The organism is Streptomyces sp. GL_148 (assembly GCF_057834205.1).
Window position 1 is genome coordinate 6,172,512 of the sequence record NZ_CM174396.1, and the last position, 23,370, is coordinate 6,195,881.

Annotated in this window: 17 protein-coding genes and 2 pseudogenes; 12 read left to right on the forward strand and 7 right to left on the reverse strand. The window is 70.6% G+C overall.

Annotation, left to right across the window (positions count from 1 at the left end; genetic code table 11):
• Positions 1-10: 10 nt before the first annotated feature.
• A complete protein-coding gene (gene serA / locus AC3IYI_RS28375; RefSeq protein WP_489406373.1) occupies positions 11-1,600 on the forward strand; it encodes a phosphoglycerate dehydrogenase in 1,590 nt (529 codons plus the stop codon).
• Positions 1,601-1,681: 81 nt separating this feature from the next.
• On the opposite strand, the gene AC3IYI_RS28380 is transcribed toward serA, so the two are convergent.
• Positions 1,682-3,241 carry an MFS transporter gene (locus AC3IYI_RS28380; RefSeq protein ID WP_489406374.1) on the reverse strand — a complete coding sequence of 520 codons (1,560 nt, stop codon included), beginning with the start codon at positions 3,239-3,241 and terminating at the stop codon, positions 1,682-1,684.
• 103 nt (positions 3,242-3,344) lie between these two features.
• On the opposite strand from AC3IYI_RS28380, the gene AC3IYI_RS28385 reads away from it, so the two are divergent.
• Positions 3,345-3,956, forward strand: coding sequence for a TetR/AcrR family transcriptional regulator (locus AC3IYI_RS28385; protein WP_489406375.1), 612 nt, complete (start codon positions 3,345-3,347; stop codon positions 3,954-3,956).
• Between the two features lie 218 nt (positions 3,957-4,174).
• Here the strand turns inward: AC3IYI_RS28385 and AC3IYI_RS28390 are convergent, their stop codons facing one another.
• Complete coding sequence (locus AC3IYI_RS28390; protein ID WP_489406376.1) at positions 4,175-5,443, reverse strand: PucR family transcriptional regulator; 1,269 nt, start codon at positions 5,441-5,443, stop codon at positions 4,175-4,177.
• Between the two features lie 201 nt (positions 5,444-5,644).
• Between AC3IYI_RS28390 and AC3IYI_RS28395 the strand changes: the two genes are divergently transcribed.
• Positions 5,645-6,625, forward strand: a complete 981-nt coding sequence (locus tag AC3IYI_RS28395) for a proline dehydrogenase family protein (RefSeq protein WP_489406377.1) — start codon at positions 5,645-5,647, stop codon at positions 6,623-6,625.
• A 33-nt stretch (positions 6,626-6,658) separates the two neighbouring features.
• On the forward strand, positions 6,659-8,290 hold the full coding sequence (pruA, locus tag AC3IYI_RS28400; RefSeq protein ID WP_489406378.1) for an L-glutamate gamma-semialdehyde dehydrogenase: 1,632 nt from the start codon (positions 6,659-6,661) through the stop codon (positions 8,288-8,290).
• An 87-nt stretch (positions 8,291-8,377) separates the two neighbouring features.
• Here pruA and AC3IYI_RS28405 read toward each other — a convergent pair whose 3' ends face one another.
• Complete coding sequence (locus tag AC3IYI_RS28405) at positions 8,378-9,079, reverse strand: nitroreductase family protein (protein ID WP_489406379.1); 702 nt, start codon at positions 9,077-9,079, stop codon at positions 8,378-8,380.
• A 261-nt stretch (positions 9,080-9,340) separates the two neighbouring features.
• Here AC3IYI_RS28405 and AC3IYI_RS28410 point away from each other — a divergent pair, with 261 nt between their 5' ends.
• Positions 9,341-9,910 (forward strand): histidine phosphatase family protein, encoded by a 570-nt coding sequence (locus AC3IYI_RS28410; protein WP_489406380.1) that lies wholly within the window; start codon positions 9,341-9,343, stop codon positions 9,908-9,910.
• Between the two features lie 46 nt (positions 9,911-9,956).
• Here AC3IYI_RS28410 and AC3IYI_RS28415 read toward each other — a convergent pair.
• The 3 genes and pseudogenes from AC3IYI_RS28415 to AC3IYI_RS28425 all read right to left on the reverse strand — a co-directional run bounded on the left by AC3IYI_RS28415 (position 9,957) and on the right by AC3IYI_RS28425 (position 14,183).
• Positions 9,957-11,090, reverse strand: a pseudogene (locus tag AC3IYI_RS28415) (IS630 family transposase).
• An 88-nt stretch (positions 11,091-11,178) separates the two neighbouring features.
• Entirely contained in the window at positions 11,179-13,209 is a 2,031-nt protein-coding gene (locus tag AC3IYI_RS28420) for a phosphocholine-specific phospholipase C (protein ID WP_489406381.1), read from the reverse strand.
• A 119-nt stretch (positions 13,210-13,328) separates the two neighbouring features.
• Positions 13,329-14,183, reverse strand: a complete 855-nt coding sequence (locus AC3IYI_RS28425) for a zinc-binding dehydrogenase (protein WP_489406382.1) — start codon at positions 14,181-14,183, stop codon at positions 13,329-13,331.
• Between the two features lie 250 nt (positions 14,184-14,433).
• Between AC3IYI_RS28425 and AC3IYI_RS28430 the strand changes: the two are divergent.
• The 4 genes and pseudogenes from AC3IYI_RS28430 to AC3IYI_RS28445 all read left to right on the forward strand — a co-directional run bounded on the left by AC3IYI_RS28430 (position 14,434) and on the right by AC3IYI_RS28445 (position 18,183).
• Positions 14,434-15,278, forward strand: a pseudogene (locus AC3IYI_RS28430) (LysR family transcriptional regulator).
• Positions 15,279-15,538: 260 nt separating this feature from the next.
• Entirely contained in the window at positions 15,539-15,673 is a 135-nt protein-coding gene (locus tag AC3IYI_RS28435; RefSeq protein ID WP_266904135.1) for a hypothetical protein, read from the forward strand.
• 137 nt (positions 15,674-15,810) lie between these two features.
• Entirely contained in the window at positions 15,811-16,851 is a 1,041-nt protein-coding gene (locus AC3IYI_RS28440) for a 3-isopropylmalate dehydrogenase (protein WP_243337785.1), read from the forward strand.
• Between the two features lie 231 nt (positions 16,852-17,082).
• Positions 17,083-18,183: a branched-chain amino acid aminotransferase gene (locus AC3IYI_RS28445; RefSeq protein WP_489406383.1), complete on the forward strand. Its 1,101-nt coding sequence runs from the start codon at positions 17,083-17,085 to the stop codon at positions 18,181-18,183.
• 82 nt (positions 18,184-18,265) lie between these two features.
• Here the strand turns inward: AC3IYI_RS28445 and AC3IYI_RS28450 are convergent, their stop codons facing one another.
• Positions 18,266-19,690, reverse strand: a complete 1,425-nt coding sequence (locus AC3IYI_RS28450) for a cytosine permease (RefSeq protein ID WP_489406384.1) — start codon at positions 19,688-19,690, stop codon at positions 18,266-18,268.
• Positions 19,691-19,846: 156 nt separating this feature from the next.
• On the opposite strand from AC3IYI_RS28450, the gene ureA reads away from it, so the two are divergent.
• The 3 genes from ureA to AC3IYI_RS28465 are packed head-to-tail and all read left to right on the forward strand — an operon-like array spanning position 19,847 to position 23,369.
• Positions 19,847-20,551, forward strand: coding sequence for an urease subunit gamma (gene ureA / locus AC3IYI_RS28455; protein ID WP_489406385.1), 705 nt, complete (start codon positions 19,847-19,849; stop codon positions 20,549-20,551).
• A complete protein-coding gene (locus AC3IYI_RS28460) occupies positions 20,548-22,281 on the forward strand; it encodes an urease subunit alpha (protein WP_243337776.1) in 1,734 nt (577 codons plus the stop codon). The genes ureA and AC3IYI_RS28460 overlap by 4 nt, the downstream gene beginning before the upstream one ends.
• 47 nt (positions 22,282-22,328) lie before the next feature.
• Positions 22,329-23,369 carry an agmatine deiminase family protein gene (locus AC3IYI_RS28465; RefSeq protein WP_489406386.1) on the forward strand — a complete coding sequence of 347 codons (1,041 nt, stop codon included), beginning with the start codon at positions 22,329-22,331 and terminating at the stop codon, positions 23,367-23,369.
• Position 23,370 lies beyond the last annotated feature (1 nt).

Genomic DNA, 23,370 nt, shown 5'->3' on the forward strand with positions numbered 1-23,370 from the left:
GAGGACCCACGTGAGCTCGAAACCTGTCGTACTCATTGCCGAAGAGCTGTCGCCCGCCACTGTCGAGGCGCTCGGCCCGGACTTCGAGATCCGCCACTGCAACGGCGCCGACCGTGCGGAGCTGCTCCCCGCGATCGTGGACGTCGACGCGATCCTGGTCCGCTCCGCGACCAAGGTCGACGCCGAGGCCATCGCCGCAGCCAAGAAGCTGAAGGTCGTCGCCCGTGCGGGCGTCGGTCTCGACAACGTCGACGTCTCGTCCGCCACCAAGGCCGGCGTGATGGTCGTGAACGCTCCGACCTCCAACATCGTCACCGCCGCCGAGCTGGCCTGTGGCCTGCTCGTCGCGACGGCCCGCAACATTCCGCAGGCCAACACCGCCCTGAAGAACGGCGAGTGGAAGCGGAACAAGTACACGGGTGTCGAGCTCAGCGAGAAGACCCTCGGTGTCGTCGGCCTCGGCCGCATCGGCGTCCTGGTCGCCCAGCGCATGTCGGCCTTCGGCATGAAGATCGTCGCGTACGACCCCTACGTGCAGCCCGCGCGCGCCGCCCAGATGGGCGTCAAGATGCTGACGCTCGACGAGCTGCTCGAGGTCGCCGACTTCATCACCGTGCACCTGCCCAAGACCCCCGAGACCCTCGGTCTCATCGGGGACGAGGCCCTGCACAAGGTCAAGCCGTCCGTCCGCATCGTCAATGCCGCCCGCGGCGGGATCGTGGACGAGGCCGCGCTGTACTCGGCCATCAAGGAGGGCCGCGTCGCCGGCGCCGGCCTCGACGTGTACGCGAAGGAGCCCTGCACGGACTCCCCGCTGTTCGAGCTCGACCAGGTCGTCTGCACCCCGCACCTCGGCGCGTCCACGGACGAGGCCCAGGAGAAGGCCGGTGTCTCGGTCGCCAAGTCGGTGCGCCTCGCGCTCGCCGGCGAGCTGGTGCCCGACGCGGTCAACGTCCAGGGCGGCGTCATCGCCGAGGACGTCCGTCCCGGCCTGCCGCTCGCCGAGAAGCTCGGCCGCATCTTCACCGCGCTGGCGGGCGAGGTCGCGGTCCGCCTCGACGTCGAGGTCTGCGGCGAGATCACCCAGCACGACGTCAAGGTGCTCGAACTCTCCGCGCTCAAGGGTGTCTTCGAGGACGTCGTCGACGAGACGGTCTCCTACGTCAACGCCCCGCTCTTCGCGCAGGAGCGCGGGGTCGAGGTCCGCCTGACCACCTCCTCGGAGTCCCCGGACCACCGCAACGTGGTGACCGTCCGCGGCACCCTGTCGGACGGCCAGGAGGTGTCGGTCTCCGGCACGCTCGTGGGCCCGAAGCACCTGCTGAAGATCGTCGGCATCGGTGACTACGACGTGGACCTGGCGCTCGCCGACCACATGATCGTCCTGCGCTACGCCGACCGCCCGGGCGTGGTCGGCACCGTCGGCCGCATCCTCGGTGAGGCCGGCCTCAACATCGCGGGCATGCAGGTCGCCCGCGCCGAAGAGGGCGGCGAGGCCCTCGCGGTCCTCACGGTCGACGCCGAGGCTCCGGTGAACGTCCTCGCGGACATCGCCACCGAGATCGGTGCCGTCTCGGCCCGTACGGTCAGCCTCCGCTGACGTTCCGGCAGCAGACAGAGCGAAGGGCCCGGGGGAGATCCCGGGCCCTTTCGTGTGTCTGTTCCTCTTCCTCTACGCCGCTCAGTGGGCGAGCGCTTCGCCGGCCGCGGCCGGCTCGGCGGGAGCCGGGGCCTGGGCTCCGCGGCCCCGGAGCAGGGCCGCGGCGAGCAGCGCCGCCGCGAGGAGCAGGACCGTACCGCCCCAGGCCGCGTACTGCATTCCGTGGACGAAGGCCTCCCGGGCCGCGGCCAGGACCTGGTCGCCGGCCGCCCCGCCGAGCCCCCGGGCGGTGGCCACGGCCCCGCCGAGGGTCTCCCGTGTGCCCGGCGGCATCACTGCGTTTACGGCGGGCTCGGAGCCGGCCAGGTCGGAGCGGTAGACGGCCGTGCCCAGGCTGCCCAGGACGGCCATCCCGAGCGCCCCGCCGAACTCCTGGCCGGTCTCCAGCAGGGAGGCGGCCGAGCCGGCCTTCTCGGCGGGGGCGGAGCCGAGCGCCATGTCGGAGACCAGGGACATCACGGTGACGATGCCGCTGGCGAGGACCCCGGCTCCGGTCAGCAGCAGCCACAGCGAGTCGGTGTCCACCAGGCTGATCAGGGCGAACCCGGCGGCTGCGAGGACGAAGCCGCCCGAGATGACGTAGGCCCGGTCGGTCTTCTGGGCCAGGGCCGCGCTGACGGGGGCGGCGGCGCCGATGAGGACCGAGGGGGCGAGGCTCCAGAGGGCGGCTTCCAGGGTGCCCATGCCGAGCACCGACTGCAGGTACTGGGTGGTGAAGTAGGCGGAGCCCATCATGGCGAAGGCGGCGATGGTGTTCAGGCCGATGCCGGCGCCGAAGCCGCGCCCCCGGAAGAGGTCCCGGGAGACCATGGCGTCGTCACGGGTGCGCTGGCGGCGGACGAAGAGCCACCCGAAGGCCAGGCCGGCGGCGAGGCAGCCGGCGTAGAGCGGGCTGAAGCCCTCGGCGGCGATCTCCTTGAGTCCGTAGACCACCGGCAGCACGGCGGCCATCGACAGCGGCACGCTCAGCAGGTCGAAGCGGCCGGGCGCCGGGTCCTTGAACTCGGGGACCAGCACGGGGACCAGGACCAGCAGGAGCAGCATCGCGGGCACGTTGATCAGGAAGACGGAGCCCCACCAGAAGTGGTTCAGCATCACCCCGCTCAGCACCGAGCCGAGGGCGACGCCGCCGGTCATGGCGCCGGACCAGATCGCGATGGCCTTGCCGCGCTGCCGCTCGTCCTGGAAGAGGTTGCGCACGAGGGCGAGCGTGGACGGCATCAGGGTCGCGCCGCCGATGCCGAGCAGCACCCGGGCCGCGATGAGCATCTCGGCGCTGGAGGCGTAGGCGGCGGCGACGGAGGCGAGTCCGAAGGCGGCCGCGCCGGCGAGCAGCAGCTTGCGGCGGCCGATCCGGTCGCCGAGTGAACCCATCGTGATGAGCAGGCCCGAGAGGGCGAAGGCGTAGCTGTCGAAGATCCAGAGCTGCTGGGTGGCGCTGGGGTCCAGCTCCCGGGTGATGGCCGGGATGGCGAAGTAGAGGACGGAGACGTCCATCGAGACCAGGAGCAGGGGGAGCAGGAGGACGGTGAAGGCGGTCCATTCCCGGCGACCGGCGAGACGTGCTGCGGGGTTCGTCATGAGCAGTAATGTACAAGCGTCATAAACGGTTGTCTAGTACGGCCGTATAGAACGATTGTGTAGGACGTTTGTCTTGGACGGGTGTCTTGGTTACCGTGAAGGCATGGGACATCGCGAAGACTTGCTGGAAGGCGCCAAGAAGTGCCTGGTCGAGAAGGGGTTCGTGGGCACGACCGCCCGCGACATCGTCAAGGCCTCGGGTGCGAACCTGGCCTCGATCGGCTACCACTACGGCTCGAAGGACGCCCTGATGACGGAGGCTTACGTCGCGGTCGTCCAGGAGTGGGGTGACCGGTTCACGGCCGGGGTGGAGGGCGAGGGCGGCTCGCTGGAACGCTTCCGCTCGGTATGGGAGGGAGTGCACGCCGGCCACGAGGCATCCGGCCCGATCTGGTCGGCCAGCATGGAGATCGCCCTGGCCGGGGGCCGGATGCCGGAACTGCGGTCGATGCTCGCCGCCTCGCAGGGCGAGGGGCGCAAGGGGCTGGTCTCGATGTTCACCGGCGTGCCCGAGGAGGACCTGACGGAGGAGGACCTGCGGACCTCCGGCGCCTTCTACCAGGCCCTGCTGAACGGCTTCATGCTCCAGTGGCTCTTCGACCCCGCGTCGGCCGCGACCCCGGCGGAACTGACGGAGGGAATGCGGCGAGCGGTGGCGGCGATGGCGATGGCGAAGGTGTCGGTGGAAGGACCCGGTCCGGATTCCGCCGGGTAATCGCGGGGTGCTCGACGAGCGGTTCCTCTCGTGGGAGTTCCTTCCCTACGTCGATGCCGGCCGGCTGCGTGCGGCCCCCCGCCCGGCGGCGTCCGGGGCGCCAGAGGGCAGCGCGCCGGGGCGGGAGTTGCTGAGCGTGTGGCGGCACGCCGCCCATGCCTGGGACTGGGACTGTGCGCCGGGCAATTCCGCGACGTTGAGCCTGTACGCGGCCCGTCCTAAGCCAGGCGGGCGGCCTTGAGGGCCATGTGGAGGAGCAGGCGGTCCTCGCCCTCGTCCAGGTCTAGGCCGGTCAGCTGCTCCACCCGGGACAGCCGGTAGTACAGGGTCTGGCGGTGGATCCCCAGGGCCGCCGCCGCGCGGCCCGCCTGGCCGGCGCAGTCCAGGAACACCTCGGCGGTCCGGGCCAGTTCGGGATTGGCCGGGCCGCGCAGGGCGCGGGCCACCGGGTCGTCCAGGGCCTCCTCGGCGACGGACGCCAGCATGCGGTAGGGCCCGATCGCGGACCACTGCGCGACCGGGCCGAGCCGCGGCCCGGCGGCTGCGGCCCGGGCGGCGGCGGTGGCCTGCTGCCAGGCGGCGGGCAGTTCGGTGAGCGCCCGCACGGGGTCGGACACCCCGGCGGTCACTCCGGTGGCCGCCCCGGGGGTGACGGCCTTGCCGCCGGCCTTCGCCGAGGCGGGGCCGGGGCCGGTGGCGGAACCGGGGCCGCCTGCCGCGCCGCCCGTCCCGCCGCCCGCGCCGGGCATCAGGCGGGAGATCGCCGTGAGGGCCGGAGCCAGCGGGTCCGCGCCGCGCAGCCGGATCAGGACCGCGAGGGACTGCCCCGCGGGCCCGCCGCCCGGGCGGGGCTCCTGTTCGCCGGCCCCCCGCCAGGGCACCACGCAGACGGCCGCCGCTCCCGGTACCGAAGCCGGGGCTTCGCCGGACCACGGGCTCACGCAGACCGCGGCGTGCGGTCCTTCGGCGCCCGGACCGAGTGCCACCCGTAGCGCGGCCACCGCCATGTCCTGGTGCCAGCCGCGCCCGGCGGTGAGTACGGCGAGGAACTCCCGGGACAGGTCGGCCCCCGCCCGGGCCTCCTCCGCGAGCAGCAGCCCGATCCGCTGGGCCACCTCCATGGCGGCGGCCAGGGACTCCGGGCCGGGGCCGGGCTCCCGGTCGAGGAGCCACACGTAGCCCTGGACGATGCCGCGGTAGCGCACCGGCAGGCAGATCCGCCCCCGGAAGACGCCGGCGTCCGGGGCCGCCGGGATCCTGACCGGTACGGTGGCGCGCGCGATGCCGAAGCCCTCGAACCAGGACCGGACGGCCGCCGTCGACTGGCGGGTCAGGATCGAGCGGGTCCGTACCGGGTCCATGGCCAGATCGTCATCGCTGTCGTGCGCGCCGAAGGCGATGAGGCGGAAGTCCCGGTTCTCCAGCGTCGCCGGAGCGCCGAGCAGCGCCGAAATCTCGTCCACCAGGTCCTGGTAATCGCCTTTCACCCGCACATTCTCCCACCCCCGCAGCCGCTCTTCAGACAGATGTATGAGATCCGGGCCACGGATGCGTGACAGCTGTCGATGGCAGAGGATCGGGGAGATCCCTAGGTTTCACGGTGGTTTTACTTGCGTTTTCCTTATGGCCTCCGTCGTCCCGGCGCGGGCTGAATGTCTGCTTCTGCCCGCCCCCGTTGGAGGTGCCCCGTGCTGGGTCCCGCGATCCTCGCCGCCTCGCGCAGCGACAAGATGCGCCGAATCGTCTCTGCCGCCCCGGTGACCAAGCCCGTGGTGAACCGGTTCATCCCCGGTGAGACGGTCGACCAGGTCATCCCGATCGTCGAAGACCTGACGGGCAAGGGCCTGGAGGTGACCCTCGACGTCGTCGGCGAGGACATCACCACCGTGGAGCAGTCGCACGCCGCGCGCGACGCGTACCTCGAGCTCATCGAGCAGCTCGCGCACCTGGGCCTCGGCGAGACCGTCGAGATGTCGGTGAAGCTGTCCATGTTCGGCCAGTCCCTCCCGTCGCCCACCACCACCCTTGGTGGAGGGCCCTCCGGGCCCGCCCTTACATTCCCGGGCGGCCACGAGCTGGCCCTCGCCAACGTCCGCCCGGTCGTCGAGGCAGCCGCCGCCATCGGCACCACCGTGACCCTGGACGCCGAGGACCACACCACCCTCGACTCGATGTTCGCCATCCACGAGGAGCTGCGCCGCACGCACCCGCAGACCGGCTGCGTGATCCAGGCGTACCTGTTCCGCACCGAGGCCGACGCCCACCGCCTGGCCGCGGCCGGCAGCCGCGTGCGCATCGTGAAGGGCGCCTACAAGGAGCCCGCCGAGGTCGCGTACCTGGACAAGGCCGAGATCGACAAGGCGTACGTCCGCATCCTGAAGATCCTGATGGAGGGCGAGGGCTACCCGATGATCGGGTCCCACGACCCGCGCCTGATCGCCATCGGCCAGGAGCTCGCCCGCAAGGCCGGCCGCAAGCTGGACGAGTACGAGTTCCAGATGCTGTACGGCATCCGCAGCGAGGAGCACCTGCGGCTGGCCGCCGAGGGCCACCGCATGCGCGTCTACACGGCGTACGGGACCGACTGGTACGGCTACTTCATGCGCCGCCTCGCGGAGAAGCCGGCCAACCTGCTCTTCTTCCTCCGCTCGATGATCACCAAGAACTAGGCCCTCCCACTAGCTCAAGGAGCACCCCGCATCATGGACGCTGTAACCCAGGTCCCCGTGCCGGTCAACGAGCCGGTCCACTCGTACGCCCCCGGCACCCCGGAGCGTGCGCGTCTCGAAACGCAGCTGAAGCAGCTGTCCGAGAACCCGGTCGACCTCCCGATGACGATCAACGGCGTCAAGCGGATGGGCGGCGGCGAGCGCTTCGACGTCGTGCAGCCGCACGACCACAAGTCGGTCATCGGTACGTACGCGAACGCCACGCAGGCCGACGCCCAGGAGGCCGTCGACGCCGCCCTCGACGTCGCCCCGGCGTGGCGTGCGATGTCCTTCGACGACCGCGCCGCGATCATCCTGCGCGCCGCCGAGCTGCTGTCCGGCCCGTGGCGCGAGAAGCTGGCCGCTTCCACCATGCTGGGCCAGTCGAAGACCGCGCAGCAGGCCGAGATCGACTGCCCCTGCGAGCTCGTCGACTTCTGGCGCTTCAACGTCCACTTCGCCCGCCAGATCCTGGCCGAGCAGCCGGTCGCGAACTCCGCCGGCGTGTGGAACCGCAGCGACCACCGCCCGCTCGAGGGCTTCGTCTACGCGATCACCCCCTTCAACTTCACGGCCATCGCGGGCAACCTGCCGACCGCCCCGGCCCTGATGGGCAACGTGGTCGTGTGGAAGCCGTCCCCGACGCAGACGCACTCCGCGGTCCTCCTGATGGAGCTCCTGGAGGAGGCCGGCCTTCCGAAGGGCGTCATCAACCTCGTGACGGGCGACGGCGTCGCCGTCTCCGACGTGGCGCTGACCCACCCGGAGCTCGCGGGCATCCACTTCACCGGTTCGACCAAGACCTTCCAGTACCTGTGGAAGACGGTCGGCACCAACATCGAGACGTACAAGTCCTACCCGCGCCTGGTCGGCGAGACCGGCGGCAAGGACTTCGTCGTGGCGCACCCGTCCGCGGACCGCGCGATCCTGAAGACCGCCCTGACCCGCGGCTCCTTCGAGTACCAGGGCCAGAAGTGCTCGGCGTCCTCGCGCGCCTACGTCCCGGCCTCGATCTGGAACGACGGCTTCAAGGAGGCCTTCGCGGCCGAGGTCGACGGCATCACCATGGGTGACGTCCGCGACCTGACGAACTTCATCGGCGCCGTCATCGACGAGCGTTCCTTCGCGAAGAACAAGGCCGCGATCGAGCGCGCGAAGGCCGACCCGACCTGCGAGATCGTCGCCGGCGGCACGTACGACGACGCGGAGGGCTACTTCGTCCGCCCGACCGTCATCGCGTGCACCGACCCGTCGAACGAGGTCTTCACGACCGAGTACTTCGGCCCGATCCTGGCGATCCACGTCTACGAGGACGCCGAGTTCGACGCGATGCTCGCGCAGATGGAGTCCGTCTCGGCGTACGCCCTGACCGGCGCCGTCATCGCGCAGGACCGCTACGCGGCGGCCGACGCGATGGAGAAGCTCCGCTTCGCGGCGGGCAACTTCTACATCAACGACAAGTCGACCGGCGCCGTCGTCGGCCAGCAGCCCTTCGGCGGCGGCCGCGCCTCGGGCACCAACGACAAGGCCGGCGCGGCTTCGAACCTGATGCGCTGGACCTCGACCCGCTCCATCAAGGAGACCCTGGTGGCCCCGACCGACTACGGCTACCCCCACATGGGCTGACCCCGGCCCCAGTGAACCCCGCCCCCGCTCCGGTACCCCCAAGTCCGGAGCGGGGGCGGTTTCCATGTCCGGCGGTCCGCGGTCCGCCTAGACTTCGACGATGACCTGGTCCAGGGACTTGCGGATCAGGTCCGGGACCTCGCAGTCGTCCGCCGGGTAGCCGACCGGGATGACGGCGAAGGCCTTTTCGTTCTCCGGGCGGTTCAGGACGTGGGAGAGGAAGCGCATCGGGCTCGGCGTGTGGATCAGGGCGGCCAGGCCGGAGAGGTGGAGGGCGGACAGGAGCATGCCGACCGCGATGCCGACCGACTCGTCGACGTAGTAGTGCTTGTGCTTCGTGCCGTCCTCGCCGAGCCAGTAGCGCTGCTGGAAGACCACGATCAGGGCCGGGGCGTCCGTGAGGTGGGTCTTCACGGCGTCCGTGCCGATGGGGCGCAGCGCCGCGAGCCACTCGTCGCCGAGGCGGCCGTCGTAGGAGAGCTGCTCCTCCTGCTCGGCGGCCGCGCGGATCTGCTCCCGTACGGCCGGGTCCTTGACGAGGACGAAGGTCCACGGCTGCTGGTGCGCACCGGAGGGCGCGGTCGCGGCGCACGCGATGGCGTCCCGGACCACCTGCTGGGGCACCGGGTCGGGGGAGAAGTGGCGTACGGTCCTGCGCTCGTCCATCCGCTCGCGCAACTCGGCGGCGCGTGCGAGGGATTCCCCGCTCGGCATCCGCTCGGGGCGGTAGGGGGCGCAGCGGTACGGCTGGCCGTGGATCGGGGTCCACTGCTGGGTATCGGGAGACATGGGGCGAGTCTGCCGAGCCAATGGTCCAGACCGCCAGAGCCGCGTCGGCCCCATCCGGCCGGTGGGCGATATTTTACGTCCGCATAGCGGATACGGGCGGTGGGGGAGCCCGCGCGTACGTGGGGGCGCCGCCCGGCGGTGGGGGTGGTGCTGGATCCCACCGCCGGGCCGCTGTACTTCGACCGGCGCGACGGCGACGGTCTCTAGTGCCGTATCAGGCAACGTTCGCCCTGTGTTCGAGGTGAGATATGGTCCTCAGCCATGGGCGAATTGGTGTTGATCAGGCACGGCGAGACCGCATGGAGCCGGACCGGCCAGCATGCTGGCCGCACCGACCTGCCGCTGACCGAGGCCGGGGAGGACGCGGCGCGTGCGCTCGCACCTCGGCTGGCCGAACGGGAGTTCGCCGCCGTCTACAGCAGCCTGCTGACTCGCGCCGTGCGGACCGCCGAACTGGCCGGGCTGAGCGGCGCGGAGCCCGACACCGACCTGATCGAGTGGGACTACGGCCGCTACGAGGGGCTGACCGCCGAGCAAATCCAGGAACTCAAGCCCGGCTGGGAGCTGTGGCGCGACGGCGTCGACGCCGGCGAAGACCTCGGGCACGTGACGGTGCGGGTCGACGCTTTCCTCGGCCGGGTCCGGCCGCTGCTGGACAAGGGCGACGTGGCCGTCGTTGCGCACGGCCACCTGTCACGCATACTCACCGCGCGCTGGCTCGGGCTCGACGCGTCGGCCGCGCGGCAGTTCGGGCACCCGCATCCGGGGACGATCAACACGCTGGGTTACGAGCACAAGCTGCCCGTCGTGCTCGGGTGGAACGTGCCGTAATGGCGGCTGTCCATATCCCGTCCAAGGTGTAGCTACTGCCGTGCCATTAGGCGACGTTGGCGCTGTCGACGACGGAGCGTAGGCGCCGGTCGTCGGCGTGGCGATTTCGCCAGATGATGTAGCGGCGGATCATGCTGCCCTGCTCCTTGTGGCAGGCGTGGTCGGTGCCATCGAGGGTGAAGTAGCGCAGGGCGGTGAACTGGGCTTCTATGCGGTTGAGTCAGGAGCTGTTTGTAGGGGTGTAGGCGATCTCGACGTTGTTCGCCGCGGCCCAGGTGCCGACCCGCTGGCACCTCTTCGTGGTCAGGTGCGGGGAGAAGGTGTCACAGACGATCGCGATACGGACCTCGGGCGGGTAGAGGGTTCGCAGGTAGCGGCAGAACTCCAGGAACTGGGTGCGCTTCTTGACCGGCTTGATGTGGCCGTAGAGCTTGTCCTTGGCCAGGTCCAGGGCGGCGAACAGGTGCCGTACTCCGCCGTAGCGGTTGTAGGTCGCCCGCCGCCTGCGGCGGGGTTCGCGGTCGGGGTCCTTGTGTTTGCCGGAGCGTTCGGCCCACTGCCGGCCCGGGTGGGGCATCAGGTTGAGCGGCCCGAACTCGTCCATACATAAGACGACTTCGGGCTCGCCCTCCTCGGGTATGACCTCGCCGTCGGCGATCGCGTAGAGGTGTTCGACGCGGGCCTTCTTGGCCGCGTAGTCGGGGTCGCGGGAGGTCTTCCAGGTCTTCAGGCGTTGAAAGGAGACGCCTTCCTCGCGGAGCAGGATGCGCAGGCCCTCGTGGCTGATGTCGTCGACCACCCCCTCGGCGACCAGAAAGTCCGCCAGCTTGGTCAGGCTCCAGGTCGAAAAGGGCAGGTCGTGTTCGGTCGGCTTGGACTTCGCGATCTTCTTGATCTCGCGCCGCTCGGGCAGGGTGAACGTCCTGGGCCGGCCGCCCTTGTACTTCGGATACAGGGAGACGAAGCTGTCGGCGTTGAAGTTGTGGATCACATCCCGGACCCGGTCCGCGCTGGTGAACGTCACCCCGGCAATCTTCGCCACCGGCATGCCCTGGGCGGACAGCAGGACCATCTGGGCCCGCCGCCAGGTCACTACCGACCCGGTTCCCCGGCGGATGATCCGAAGCAGCCGTCTGCCTTCGTCATCGTCGATCTCGCGTACACGTACTCGTTCTGCCACCCGGACAGGGTGACGGCCACGCGTCGCCCGGCACAGCACCGGGACGGCGCGTCACATCACAACAGGGCAAACGTTGCCTGTTAAGGCACTAGCTGCCGCTGATGCTCGGGGCGCCCGTCTCGATGTGACCCGTGTAGCGGCGCGACCAGGTGCCGTCGGAGTCGGCGAGGACGGTGAAGTCGTACCAGCCGTTGTTGTAGGCCACCGCGTTGAAGTAGTCCTCGCGCGAGGAGTTCGCCGGCACCGTGTACGTCCACGGGCCGTCCGTGCGGTAGGCGTTCGCGCGGATCGTAAAGGTGACAGGGGAGGCGGAGGAGTTGGTCAGCTTGAGGTAGAGCGCCGTCTTGCCGGTGCCCGGCTCTACCGCGAAGCGGGACGCGACCTCGATGGACTTGCCCGCCTTCGACGCGTCGCCGATGAAGCGCCGCAGGAAGCGGTTCGGCCCGTACATCGAGATGTCGTACTTGCCGGAGCCGCTGCCGAGCCCGATGTTGAAGTAGTCCGTCGACGTGGCGCCGGCGTCCACCGTGTACTGCCAGGCGGCCGTGTCCCGGTACTGGTGCGGGTGGATCGAGAAGTGCGCCGCCTGCTTCGCCTCGGCGCCCGCGTTCGCCATCGAGAACCAGGCCAGGATCTTGCCGCCCGACCCGAACTCGAAGCGGTCCAGGTTCCCGTTGACCTGGTACGGAAGGGCTCGCGCGGGCCGGGTCCCGGCCTCCTGCACCGGCTGCGCATTGTCCTGCGGCACCGGGTTGGAGAGCGGGCCGCAGGTCGCCTGGCCGATGACCTTGGCCGTGGAGGGGAGGCCGGCGGGAACCCCGTAGACCGGGTGCGCGAAGTCGAAGACGCCCGTCAGGTCGCCGGTGACCTTGCGGCGCCACGCGCTGATGTTCGGACAGTTCGCGGGGGTGCCGAGCGCGGCCGTCCACGTCTCCATGAAGCGCAGCACGGAGGTGTGGTCGAACACCTCGGAGCTCACCCAGCCGCCACGGGTCCACGGGGACATCACGATCATCGGGACGCGGAAGCCGAGCCCGATCGGGACGCCGTCGATGTACTCGCCGGGGGTGCCGGGCGGGGCGACCGGCGGCGGGACGTGGTCGAAGAACCCGTCGTTCTCGTCGTAGTTGAGGAAGAGGACGGTCGAGTCGAAGACCTCCGGGTTCGCCGAGAGCGCGCGGTAGACCAGGTCCACGAAGTGCGCGCCGTCGCCGGGCGGGGCGTACGGGTGCTCGGAGAAGGCCTCGTTCGCCACGACCCAGGAGACCTGGGGGAGGGTGCCGGCGACGACGTCCGCGCGGATGGCGGCGGCGATGTCGTCGGGGGTGGAGCCGGTGACCTTGGGGACGGAGCCCATGCCGCGGTCCCGCAGGGGGGTGCCGGGGGCGGCGTCCGTGAACTTCTTGAAGTAGGCGAGCCCGTTGTCCCCGTAGTTGTCCTGGGCGTTCTGGTAGACCTTCCAGCTCATCCCGGCGCGCTGGAGGGCCTCCGCGTACGTCTCCCAGGTCAGCCCGGACTCCTCGCCGCCGTCCTTGCTGCCCGCGTCGATCTTGCCGCTCCACAGGAAGGTGCGGTTGGGGCCGGTCGCGCTCAGGGTGGAGCAGAAGTAGGCGTCGCAGACGGTGTAGGCGTCGGCGATGCCGTAGTGGAACGGTATGTCGCCGCGGTCGAGGTAGCCGAGGGTGCGGGTGTTGCCGACGCCGGTCACGAAGTTGTCCATGCGGCCCTTGTTCCAGGCCGCGTGCTGCGAGGTCCAGCTGTGCGGGAGGTCGCCGTTGCACTGGGCGAGGGTCTCGCCGTCGACGCCGCCCACCGGCGGGGTGGAGCTGAGCTTCCACGGGTACTGGCGGCCGCCCCAGTTGGGCTGGTTGAACATGCCCCAGCCGCCCGGGATGTTTCCGGCCGCGCGGTCGCCGAAGCCGCGGACACCCTTCAGCTTGCCGAAGTAGTGGTCGAAGCTGCGGTTCTCCTGCATCAGGATCACCACGTGCTTCACGTCGGTGATCGTGCCGGACGCGGTGGCGGCGGCCGCCGAGGTCGGCGCGATCGCGGGCAGGGTCGCCCCTGCCATCAGCCCGGCGCCGATTCCCACGAATCCTCTGCGGCTGATAGGTGTCACTGGCTGCTCGCCTCCAACTCAAGTGCCCCGCTGGCACATTGACGGCAAGCGTGGCGGCAGACGCGCCAAAGGTCTACAGCCGTGCGGTAAGAACTCGGTGAACATCCGGGTGGCTGGTTTCAGACGTCGATCCGTACGAGCATTTTTCCCAGATTCTCCCCGCGGAGCATGCCCCGGAAGGCGTCCACCGTGTGATCAAAGCCCTGCACAACGGTGGTATCGGTGCCGATCAGGCCACTGCGCAGATGAGGGACGAGGAAGTCCTCCAGCTCGTCCTGCAGATTGGTGTGATTTCGAACCAATACGCCTTCCAGGCGGAGCGACTTGTGTACGACTTCGAAGAGGTTGTGGGGCGCGGCGGGCGAGCGGTCGCCGTTGTACATCGAGATCCCCCCGACCCAGGCGATGCGGCCGTACTCGCGCAGCACGTCGATCGCGCCCTCCAGGTGGTCCCCGCCGACGTTGTCCACGTAGACGTCGATGCCGTCGGGCGAGGCCTGCGCGAGCTGCTCGCCGACCGGCCCGTCGTGGTAGTCGAAGGCGGCGTCGAAGCCGAGGGCCCCGGTGAGGTGGCGGACCTTCGCCGCCGAACCGGCGCTGCCGATGATCCGGCGGGCGCCGAGCAGCCGGGCGATCCGGCCGACGGCCGTTCCGACCCCGCCCGCCGCGGCCGAGACGAAGAGGTCCTCGCCCTCTCGCAGGGCCGCGGTCCGGGTCAGGGCGGCGTACGCGGTCAGGCCGGTGCCGCCGAGGATCGAGAGGTACGCCTCCAGCGGGACGCCCTCGTGGCCGCGCAGCTTGCGGGCGCCGCCGGCGCCCAGGGTGACGAGGGCGTGGGTGCGCCAGCCCTCGCGGTGGAAGACCAGGTCGCCCTCCGCGAGGCCCGGATCGGACGAGCCGAGGTGTTCCGCATCTCTCGGGCAGCCGGTCCGATACGATCGGTGGCGGCCGAGAAGACGGCCAGTGTGAGTCAACCGCGCGAGGTTCTGACCACCGGCTTGCCGGTGCAGCACCTGTGGCAGTCCGCTGAACTGCGGGCCTCTGCTCACCGAATTCCGGAACGGACCCGAGCAACCCCGGATGAGACACCGCGAGGTGACCACGTCGGAGCGCCCGGACCAGCCGACCGGATGCAGTCCGTACCTCCTTCGGGAATTGCGGATCAAGTCTTAGGAGGGAATCGGCGGGCAAGGGTTTGGCCCGGCCGAGCTCCTCCCGCAGGAACTGCGGGTCCGGGTAGCCGTCGCCGAGGTGGCGGCTTCTCCGCCCTCGGTCTCACCCAGTCCGCCGTCTCGCACGCGGTGCGCGGCAGCGAGGCCAAGCTCGGCGCGGTGCTCTTCGAGCGCGGCCGGACCGGCGCCTCGCCCACCCCGGCGGGGGAGCGGGCCGTCGGCCACGCCCGCCGGATCCTGCGGCTCTACGAGGTGATGGGCGCGGAGGCGCGCGGCGCGGGCCGGGCCGCCGACCCGGTGGCACTGGACGGCGTGCTGCGGATCGCCGCGTTCCGCAGCGCGGCCCTGCACCTGCTGCCACCCGCCCTGGAGCGGCTCACCGCCCGGCACCCCGGGATCCGCCCCGAGGTCCGGGTGGTGCGCGAGATCGGCGCCGGTGCGGCCGGGGAGGTGGCCGCGGGCCGCGCGGACCTCGGCATCGCGACGCTGGGCGTTTCGCAGGGCATGCCGCCCGGTCTGCTGAGCGGGGTGCTCGTGGAGGAGGCGTACGCCCTGGTGCATCCGGCCGGACATCCCGACCCGAAGGCGCTGCCCCTGATGGACTGGGACGAGAACTGCGGCTCCTACACCCGCACCTGGTGGCTGGCGCAGGACTGGATCCCGCGGGCGACCGTCAAGGCGGAGGACGATGCGATGGTGCTGACCATGGTCGGCCGGGGGCTCGGTATGGCGATCATGCCCGAGCTGTCCCTCCGCGAGGTGACCGGAGCCGTCGACGTCACCGGTTTGGGCCCGGAGGGGCCAGTGAGGCGCGTGGGGTACGTCACCACACCGGAATCCGCTGCCACCCTCGCCGTACGGGCTCTGATCAGGGAACTTCGCGCCGGGAGCGGCTGAAACCGGAGTGCCGGAAGGGGCCTTCCGGGCCGTACGGCGTCTCAGATAGTAGGAAGTCCGAGTAATTGCGGAGACATACAGCGGGAGCTGGCCTACGTTGTAGAAGCCGAACGTCTCGCCGATCCGGCGAATGGCGGTCGAGAGCGCGCGCCCCATGGCAGGCAACCCCTGCCGCGCACCGCTCCCCGCCTCTTCCGGCGCCTTGAAGGAACCCCTCATCCGTGGCCCCGCCACGCCGTGATCTCAAGGAGTCGATCACCATGACGCACACCCCCTCCACCACCGCCCGCCGCGTCCGCCGCTCCGCCGCCGCCGACGCGGACCGCAAGAACGCCGCCGCCGCCCTGCAGCGCGCGCTGGACCGCCGTGACAACGGCGGCTCGACCGGTCACTGACCGCTGCGGATCGGGCCGCCGGCGCCTTCGCACGCCGGGCCCCTGACCTGCCGCTGAGCGCTCCCGGCCCGTACATATTGCGTCCACATCGTGGACGCAATATGTCTAAGGGATGGGACAAGGAGTACGGTTCCACCATGTCGACCAGCATCAATCTCGCAGTGATCCCCGGTGATGGCATCGGCCAGGAAGTCGTGGCTCAGGGCCTCAAGGTCCTTACCGCGGTCCTGCCCCAGGATGTGAAGCTGGAGACCAAGGAGTACGACCTCGGCGCCCAGCGCTGGCACCGCACCGGTGAAACCCTCCCGGACGCGGAGCTCGAGGCCCTCAAGCACCACGACGCGATCCTGCTGGGCGCCATCGGCGACCCCTCGGTCCCGTCGGGCGTCCTGGAGCGCGGTCTGCTGCTGAAGCTCCGCTTCGCCTTCGACCACTTCATCAACCTGCGCCCGTCGAAGCTCTTCCCCAACACGGCCACCCCGCTCGCCGGCCGTCCGGAGATCGACTTCGTCGTGGTCCGCGAGGGCACCGAAGGCCCGTACACCGGCAACGGCGGCAGCCTGCGCACCGGCACCCCGGCCGAGGTGGCCACCGAGGTCAGCCTCAACACGGCCTACGGCGTCGAGCGCGTGGTCCGTGACGCGTACGAGCGTGCCAACGGCCGCCCGCGCAAGAAGCTGACCCTGGTCCACAAGAACAACGTCCTCGTCTACGCCGGTCACCTGTGGAAGAACATCTTCGACAAGGTCGGCCAGGAGTACCCCGAGGTCACGACCGACTACCTGCACGTCGACGCCGCGACGATCTTCTTCGTCACCCAGCCCGACCGCTTCGACGTCATCGTCACGGACAACCTCTTCGGTGACATCCTCACCGACCTGGCCGCCGCCGTGACCGGCGGAATCGGCCTGGCCGCCTCGGGCAACATCAACCCGACCGGCGCCTTCCCGTCCATGTTCGAGCCCGTCCACGGCTCTGCCCCGGACATCGCCGGCACCGGCAAGGCCGACCCGACCGCGACGATCCTCTCGGTCGCCCTCCTGCTGCGCCACCTCGGCTACGAGGCCCAGGCCGCCCGCATCGAGGACGCGGTCTCCGCCGATCTGGCCGAGCGCGACGGCACCTTCCGGTCCACCGACGCGATCGGCGACGCCCTCGCCGCTCGAGTAGCCGGCTGACCCGGTAGCCCCACCTCCAGGAAGCCGCCGGGTCGCGACCATCGCACCCGGCGGCTTTTCCTGTGCGGCCCCGGGTGTCACCATCTCTCCTGGGCCGCATTCACCCCGTTTCACCGAAGCGTCCTCCCGCGCGATAATCGAACGCGAGGCCGCGGAATACGGGGAAGCTCGGACGTCCTAGTACGCCGTGAGCGCGGTCCGCCCTACAAAACCGGTGAAGGACAAGCACTCATGACGACGCCCACGATCGAGCTGAAGCCCTCCTCGACCCCCCTGTCCGCCGCGGAGCGCGACGCGATCCTGGTGAGCCCCGGCTTCGGCCGCCACTTCACCGACCACATGGTCACGATCAAGTGGACCGAGGGCCGCGGCTGGCACGACGCGGAGCTGGTCCCGTACGCGCCGCTGTCGATGGACCCCGCGAACATGACCCTGCACTACGCGCAGACCATCTTCGAGGGGCTCAAGGCCTACAAGCAGCCCGACGGCACCGTCGCCACCTTCCGGCCGCAGGCCAACGCCGAGCGCTTCCAGACCTCCGCCCGCCGGATGGCCATGCCGGAGCTGCCGACCGACCTGTTCATCGCCGCCTGCGACGCGCTGATCCAGCAGGACCGCGCCTGGGTGCCGGACTCCGGCGAGGCCTCCCTGTACCTGCGGCCCTTCATGTTCGCCTCCGAGGTCGGCCTCGGCGTCCGCCCGGCCAACGAGTTCCTCTTCATCGTCATCGCCTCGCCCGCCGGCGCGTACTTCCCCGGTGGCGTCAAGCCCGTCTCCGTCTGGCTCTCCGAGGAGTACGTGCGCGCCGTCAAGGGCGGCACCGGCGCGGCCAAGACCGGCGGCAACTACGCCGCCTCGCTCGTCGCGCAGGCCCAGGCCGCCGAGCACGGCTGCGACCAGGTGGTCTGGCTCGACGCCGTCGAGCACCGCTGGATCGAGGAGATGGGCGGGATGAACCTGTACTTCGTGTACGGCCAGGAGGATGGAACACAGCGGATCGTCACGCCCGAGCTCACCGGCTCGCTCCTTCCCGGCATCACCCGCGACTCCCTCCTCACCATCGCCCGCGACCTCGGCTACACCGCCGAGGAGGGCCGCATCACCACCGAGGACTGGAAGCGCGACAACGAGAACGGCACCCTGACCGAGGTCTTCGCCTGCGGCACCGCCGCCGTGATCACCCCGGTCGGCTCCGTCAAGTCGGAGCGCGCCAACTGGACCCAGGGCGACGGCGAGCCCGGCGAGGTCACCATGAAGCTCCGCAAGGCCCTCCTGGACCTCCAGACCGGCCACAGGGCCGACACCCACGGCTGGATGCACCCGCTGGGCTAGAGCCCGCAGGCCCCGTACGTACGAAGGCCCGCGCCCCCCTGTGGTCAGGGGAGCGCGGGCCTTCGTACGTACGGGGTGGTTCCTACGCGGCCACCGGCTCCTCGGCGGCTTCGGCGGGCGCCGGGGCGGGGGCCGTGCGGGCGGTCAGGGCCGCGTAGACCAGGCCGCCCGTCAGGCCGGAGAGGACGAAGGAGCAGTCCACGCCGCCGGTCAGGGCCAGCAGCGGGCCCTCGTAGAACGGGGTCGTCACGGCGAGCAGGCCGACGCCCGCGCCGACGGCCCAGGAGAGGGTTGCCGGGACGTTCCAGCCGTTGTTGAACCAGTAGACGCCGCCCTTGGCGCGACGGTTGAACACCTGGAGGGCGTCGGCGTCGTACTGCCCGCGACAGCGGACATAACCGATGAGGGTGATCACGGCCCACGGGGTGCCGATCGCGGTCAGCAGCAGGACGAACGAGGTCATCGCCGACTGCACGTCCCAGGAGAACGAGCCGAAGAAGACGAACGCGGTGGCCACCGCCGCGGCGATCACGGTGGCCGTGGTGCGGGTGGCCTTGGGGACGATGGCGTCGAGGTCGAGGCCCATGGAGTAGAGCATCAGCCCGGCGTTGCCGACCGAGCCGGCCGCCGCGGCGGCGAGCAGCGGGACCAGGTACCAGAACGGCGCGGCCTCGACCAGCGGGCCGGCGTACTCGGCTCCGGCGCGGGCCGCCAGCGCGGTGTACGTGCCGAAGAGCTGCGGGATCAGGAGGCCGAGCAGCAGGCCGAGACCGGTGGCCCAGAACACCTTGCGGGAGCTGTGCCGACGGGGGGACATGTAGCGGGTGTAGTCGCCGAGCAGGGTGATGAAGGCGACGGGTCCGCTGAGTCCGGCGGCGACGGCGGCGAGCAGCCAGGTGGCCCAGAAGGTGCCGAGGAGGTACTCGGTGTCCGGCGGGGCGGCGGCGGTGAAATCGGGGGCGTAGGCGAAGACGCCGACGGCCAGCAGGACCACCATGCCGATGGAGAGCACCTTGCTCATGCGCAGCAGCAGCCGGTAGCCGAAGACGGCCCCGACGACCGTACAGGCGGCGAGTACGCCGTACATCACGGCCCGGGAGGCGCCGGTGTCCGGGAGCCCGGTGAGCCGGGACAGGGCGCCGACCATCACGTCGCCGCCTATCCACAGGGTCAGCGCGGTGTAGCCGAGGGAGAGCAGCAGGCCGACCACCGAACCGACGAGCCGGCCGCGGACGCCGAACTGGGCGCCGCTGGAGGTGGAGAGGTTGGTCCCCGTACGCAGGGAGACGAGCGCCAGCGGCGCGGTGAAGGCGATGCCGACGAGGGTGCCGGTCACGATGGCGGTGACCGACGGCCACAGACCCAGTCCGAAGGACGGGGGCAGCCAGCCGAAGACGATCACTCCGAGGCAGAGATTGGAGCCGAGGAGGATCGAGATCAGGTCACGGGGACCGCTGGTCCGTTCCTCCTCCGGGATGGTGTCGACTCCGCGCTGTTCGATGGGCATGGGGGGACTCCCTTGGCAGGGCGGGGGGTGGCAATGCACTGTTTGAGCGACACTCAATGTGACCTAAGCCCTGGTCTCAGGTCAATGCTTCATTGCAAGGAAATGAAGAGTTAGAGTGATGCTCTAACCCATCGACTCAAAGGGTGGTGGATCGGCGTGCGGCTGACCCCTACGGAGCGCGACCGGCTGCTTCTCCGCAGCGCTGCGGAACTGGCCAGGGCCCGACGGGCCCGCGGACTCAAACTCAACGTCCCGGAGGCCACCGCGCTCATCGCGGACACGGTCTGCGAGGCCGCGCGTGACGGCAAGCGGCTGGCGGAAGCCATCGAGGAGGCCCGCTCCGTGCTGGGCCCCGCCGACGTGCTGCCCGGCGTCAGCGACGTGGTCACCGAGGTGCACGTGGAGGCCGTCTTCGACGACGGATCCCGTCTCGCAGTGGTCTCGTCCCCGATCCGGGGCGCCGTCGGCCTGGGCGAGGACGCCCCGGGCGCGGTCGTACCCGGCCCCGGAGCGCCCCAGCCGGAACCGGCCGTCCACCTGCACGTGCGCAACACCGCCGCGGTGCCGGTGAGCGTCACCTCCCACTTCCACTTCTTCGAGGCCAACCCGCGCCTCGACTTCGACCGCGCGGCGGCCTACGGCATGCGCCTGTGCGTGCCGGCGGGCTCGTCCGTACGGTTCGACCCGCACGGCGAGGGCGAGGTCGGCCTCGTCCCCATCGGCGGGGACCGTGTCGCGATCGGCTTCGCGGGTCTGGTCGACGGACCGCTGGACGCCCCGGGTGCCAAGGCCGAAGCCCTGCGCCGCGCAGCCGCCTGCGGCTACCTCGGAACCGATGCCACGGACGGAGACCAGGCGTGAGCAAGCAGACCAGGCACAGCGACCACTGCGCACCCGGCAGCCGGCACATCGACCCGCACGAGTACGCCTCCGTCTTCGGCCCCCGGGCCGGGGACCGGGTCCGGCTCGGCGACTCCGGGCTGACCGTCCGGGTGGAGTCCGACTCCCAGAAGCCCGGGGACGAGTTCCTGGCCGGCTTCGGCAAGACGGCCCGCGACGGACTGCACCTGAAGGCCGCCGCCGTCCGCGACACCTGCGACGTGGTGATCAGCAACGTGCTGGTCATCGACGCCGTCCTCGGCATCCGCAAGGTCTCCATCGGCATCCGCGAGGGGCGGATCCACGCGATCGGCCGGGCCGGCAACCCCGACACCCTCGACGGGGTCGACGTCGTGGTCGGCACGGGCACCAGCATCGTCTCCGGCGAAGGCATGATCGCCACCGCCGGCGCCGTGGACACCCACGTGCACCTGCTCTCCCCGCGCATCATGGAGGCCTCGCTCGCCGCGGGCGTCACCACGATCATCGGCCAGGAGTTCGGCCCGGTCTGGGGCGTCGGGGTCAACTCCCCGTGGGCGCTGAAGCACGCCTTCAACGCCTTCGACGCCTGGCCCGTCAACATCGGCTTCCTGGCCCGGGGTTCCTCCTCGGATCCGGCTCCGCTGATCGAAGCCCTCGCCGAGGGCGGCGCCTCGGGCTTCAAGGTCCACGAGGACATGGGCGCGCACACCCGCGCCCTGGACACCGCCCTGCGGGTCGCCGAGGAGTACGACGTCCAGGTCGCCCTGCACAGCGACGGCCTCAACGAGTGCCTGTCCGTCGAGGACACCCTGCGGGTGCTCGACGGCCGGACCATCCACGCCTTCCACATCGAAGGCTGCGGCGGCGGCCACGTCCCCAACGTCCTGAAGATGGCGGGCGTGCCGAACGTCATCGGCTCCTCCACCAACCCGACCCTGCCCTTCGGCCGGGACGCGGTCGCCGAGCACTACGGGATGATCGTCTCCGTCCACGACCTCAAGCCGGACCTCCCCGGCGACGCCGCCATGGCCCGCGACCGGATCCGCGCGGGCACGATGGGGGCCGAGGACGTCCTGCACGACCTCGGCGCGATCGGCATCACCTCCTCCGACGCCCAGGGCATGGGCCGTGCGGGCGAGACCATCCGGCGCACCTTCGCCATGGCCGCCAAGATGAAGGGCGAGCTCGGCCCGCTGGCCGGGGACGGTGAGGGCGACGACAACGCCCGCGTCCTGCGCTACATGGCCAAGCTGACCATCAACCCGGCCATCGCCCACGGCCTGGCCCACGAGATCGGCTCCATCGAGGTCGGCAAGCTCGCCGACATCGTGCTGTGGCGCCCCCAGTTCTTCGGCGCCAAGCCGCAGCTGGTCCTCAAGTCCGGCTTCCCGGCCTACGGGGTCACCGGCGACCCCAACGCCGCCACCGACACCTGCGAACCGCTGGTCCTCGGCCCGCAGTTCGGCTCGTACGGGGCCACCGCGGCCGACATCTCCGTCGCCTTCGTCTCGGCCGCCGCGGCGGCGCTGGGCAGCGACGAGATGCCGACGCGCAGGCGCCGCGTCGCCGTCCGCGGCACCCGGGGCATCGGCCCCGGGAACCTGCTCCTCAACTCCCGGGTGGGCGCGGTCGATGTGGACGCGCGCAGCGGACTCGTCTCCCTCGACGGGGAACCGCTGCGCTCCGAAGCCGCCGAATCGGTCTCCCTCAACCGCCTGTACTTCCTTTAAAACAGCACAGTCTCCAAGTCAGCAGAGCTTGTAAGGACCTCCCTGCCATGACCGACACCACGCCCGTGAACGCCGGATTCCGGATGCCCGCCGAGTGGATGCCCCACGAGCGCACCTGGATGGCCTGGCCCAGCCCCAACCCCACCTTCACCAACGAGCAGGAGCTCGCCGAAGCCCGCGAGGCATGGGGCGCCGTGGCCCGCGCGGTGCGCTCGTACGAGCCGGTGACCCTCGTCGTCTCGCCCGGTGACGCGGAGAACGCCCGCGCCGTCATCGGCGATGACATCGACCTGGTCGAGCGCGAGCTCGACGACGCCTGGATGCGCGACATCGGCCCGACCTTCGTCACCAACGACGCCGGCGAGCTGGCCGCCGTCGACTGGACCTTCAACGGCTGGGGCGCCCAGGACTGGGCCCGCTGGGACCACGACTCGAAGATCGCCCGGGAGATCTCCGGCATCGTCGGGACCCGCACCTACAGCACCGCACTGGTCAACGAGGGCGGCGCCATCCACGTGGACGGCGAGGGCACCGTGCTCCTCACCGACACCGTGCAGCTCGGCAAGGGCCGCAACCCCGACTGGACCCGGGAGCAGGTCGAGGCCGAGATCCACGCCCACCTGGGCACCACCAAGGCGATCTGGCTCCCGTACGGCCTGGCCGGCGACTACGGTACCTACGGCACCCAGGGCCACGTGGACATCGTCGCCGCCTTCGCCCGGCCCGGCGTGGTCATGGTCCACAGCCAGCCCGACCCGGCCCACCCGGACCACGAGCGCGGCAAGACCATCGCCGCCATCCTGCGCGCGTCCACCGACGCGCAGGGGCGGCAGCTGGAGGTCGTGGAGATCCCGGCGCCGACCGTGCTGGAAGAGGACGGGGAGTGGGTCGACTACTCCTACATCAACCACTACCTGTGCAACGGCGGCGTGGTCCTGTGCGCCTTCGACGACCCGCGGGACGAGGAGGCGGCCGAGATCTTCCGTGGTCTCTTCCCCGAGCGGACCGTGACGCTCGTCGACGCACGTACGATTTTCGCCGGGGGTGGCGGTATCCACTGCATCACCCAGCAGCAGCCGAAGGTCTGAC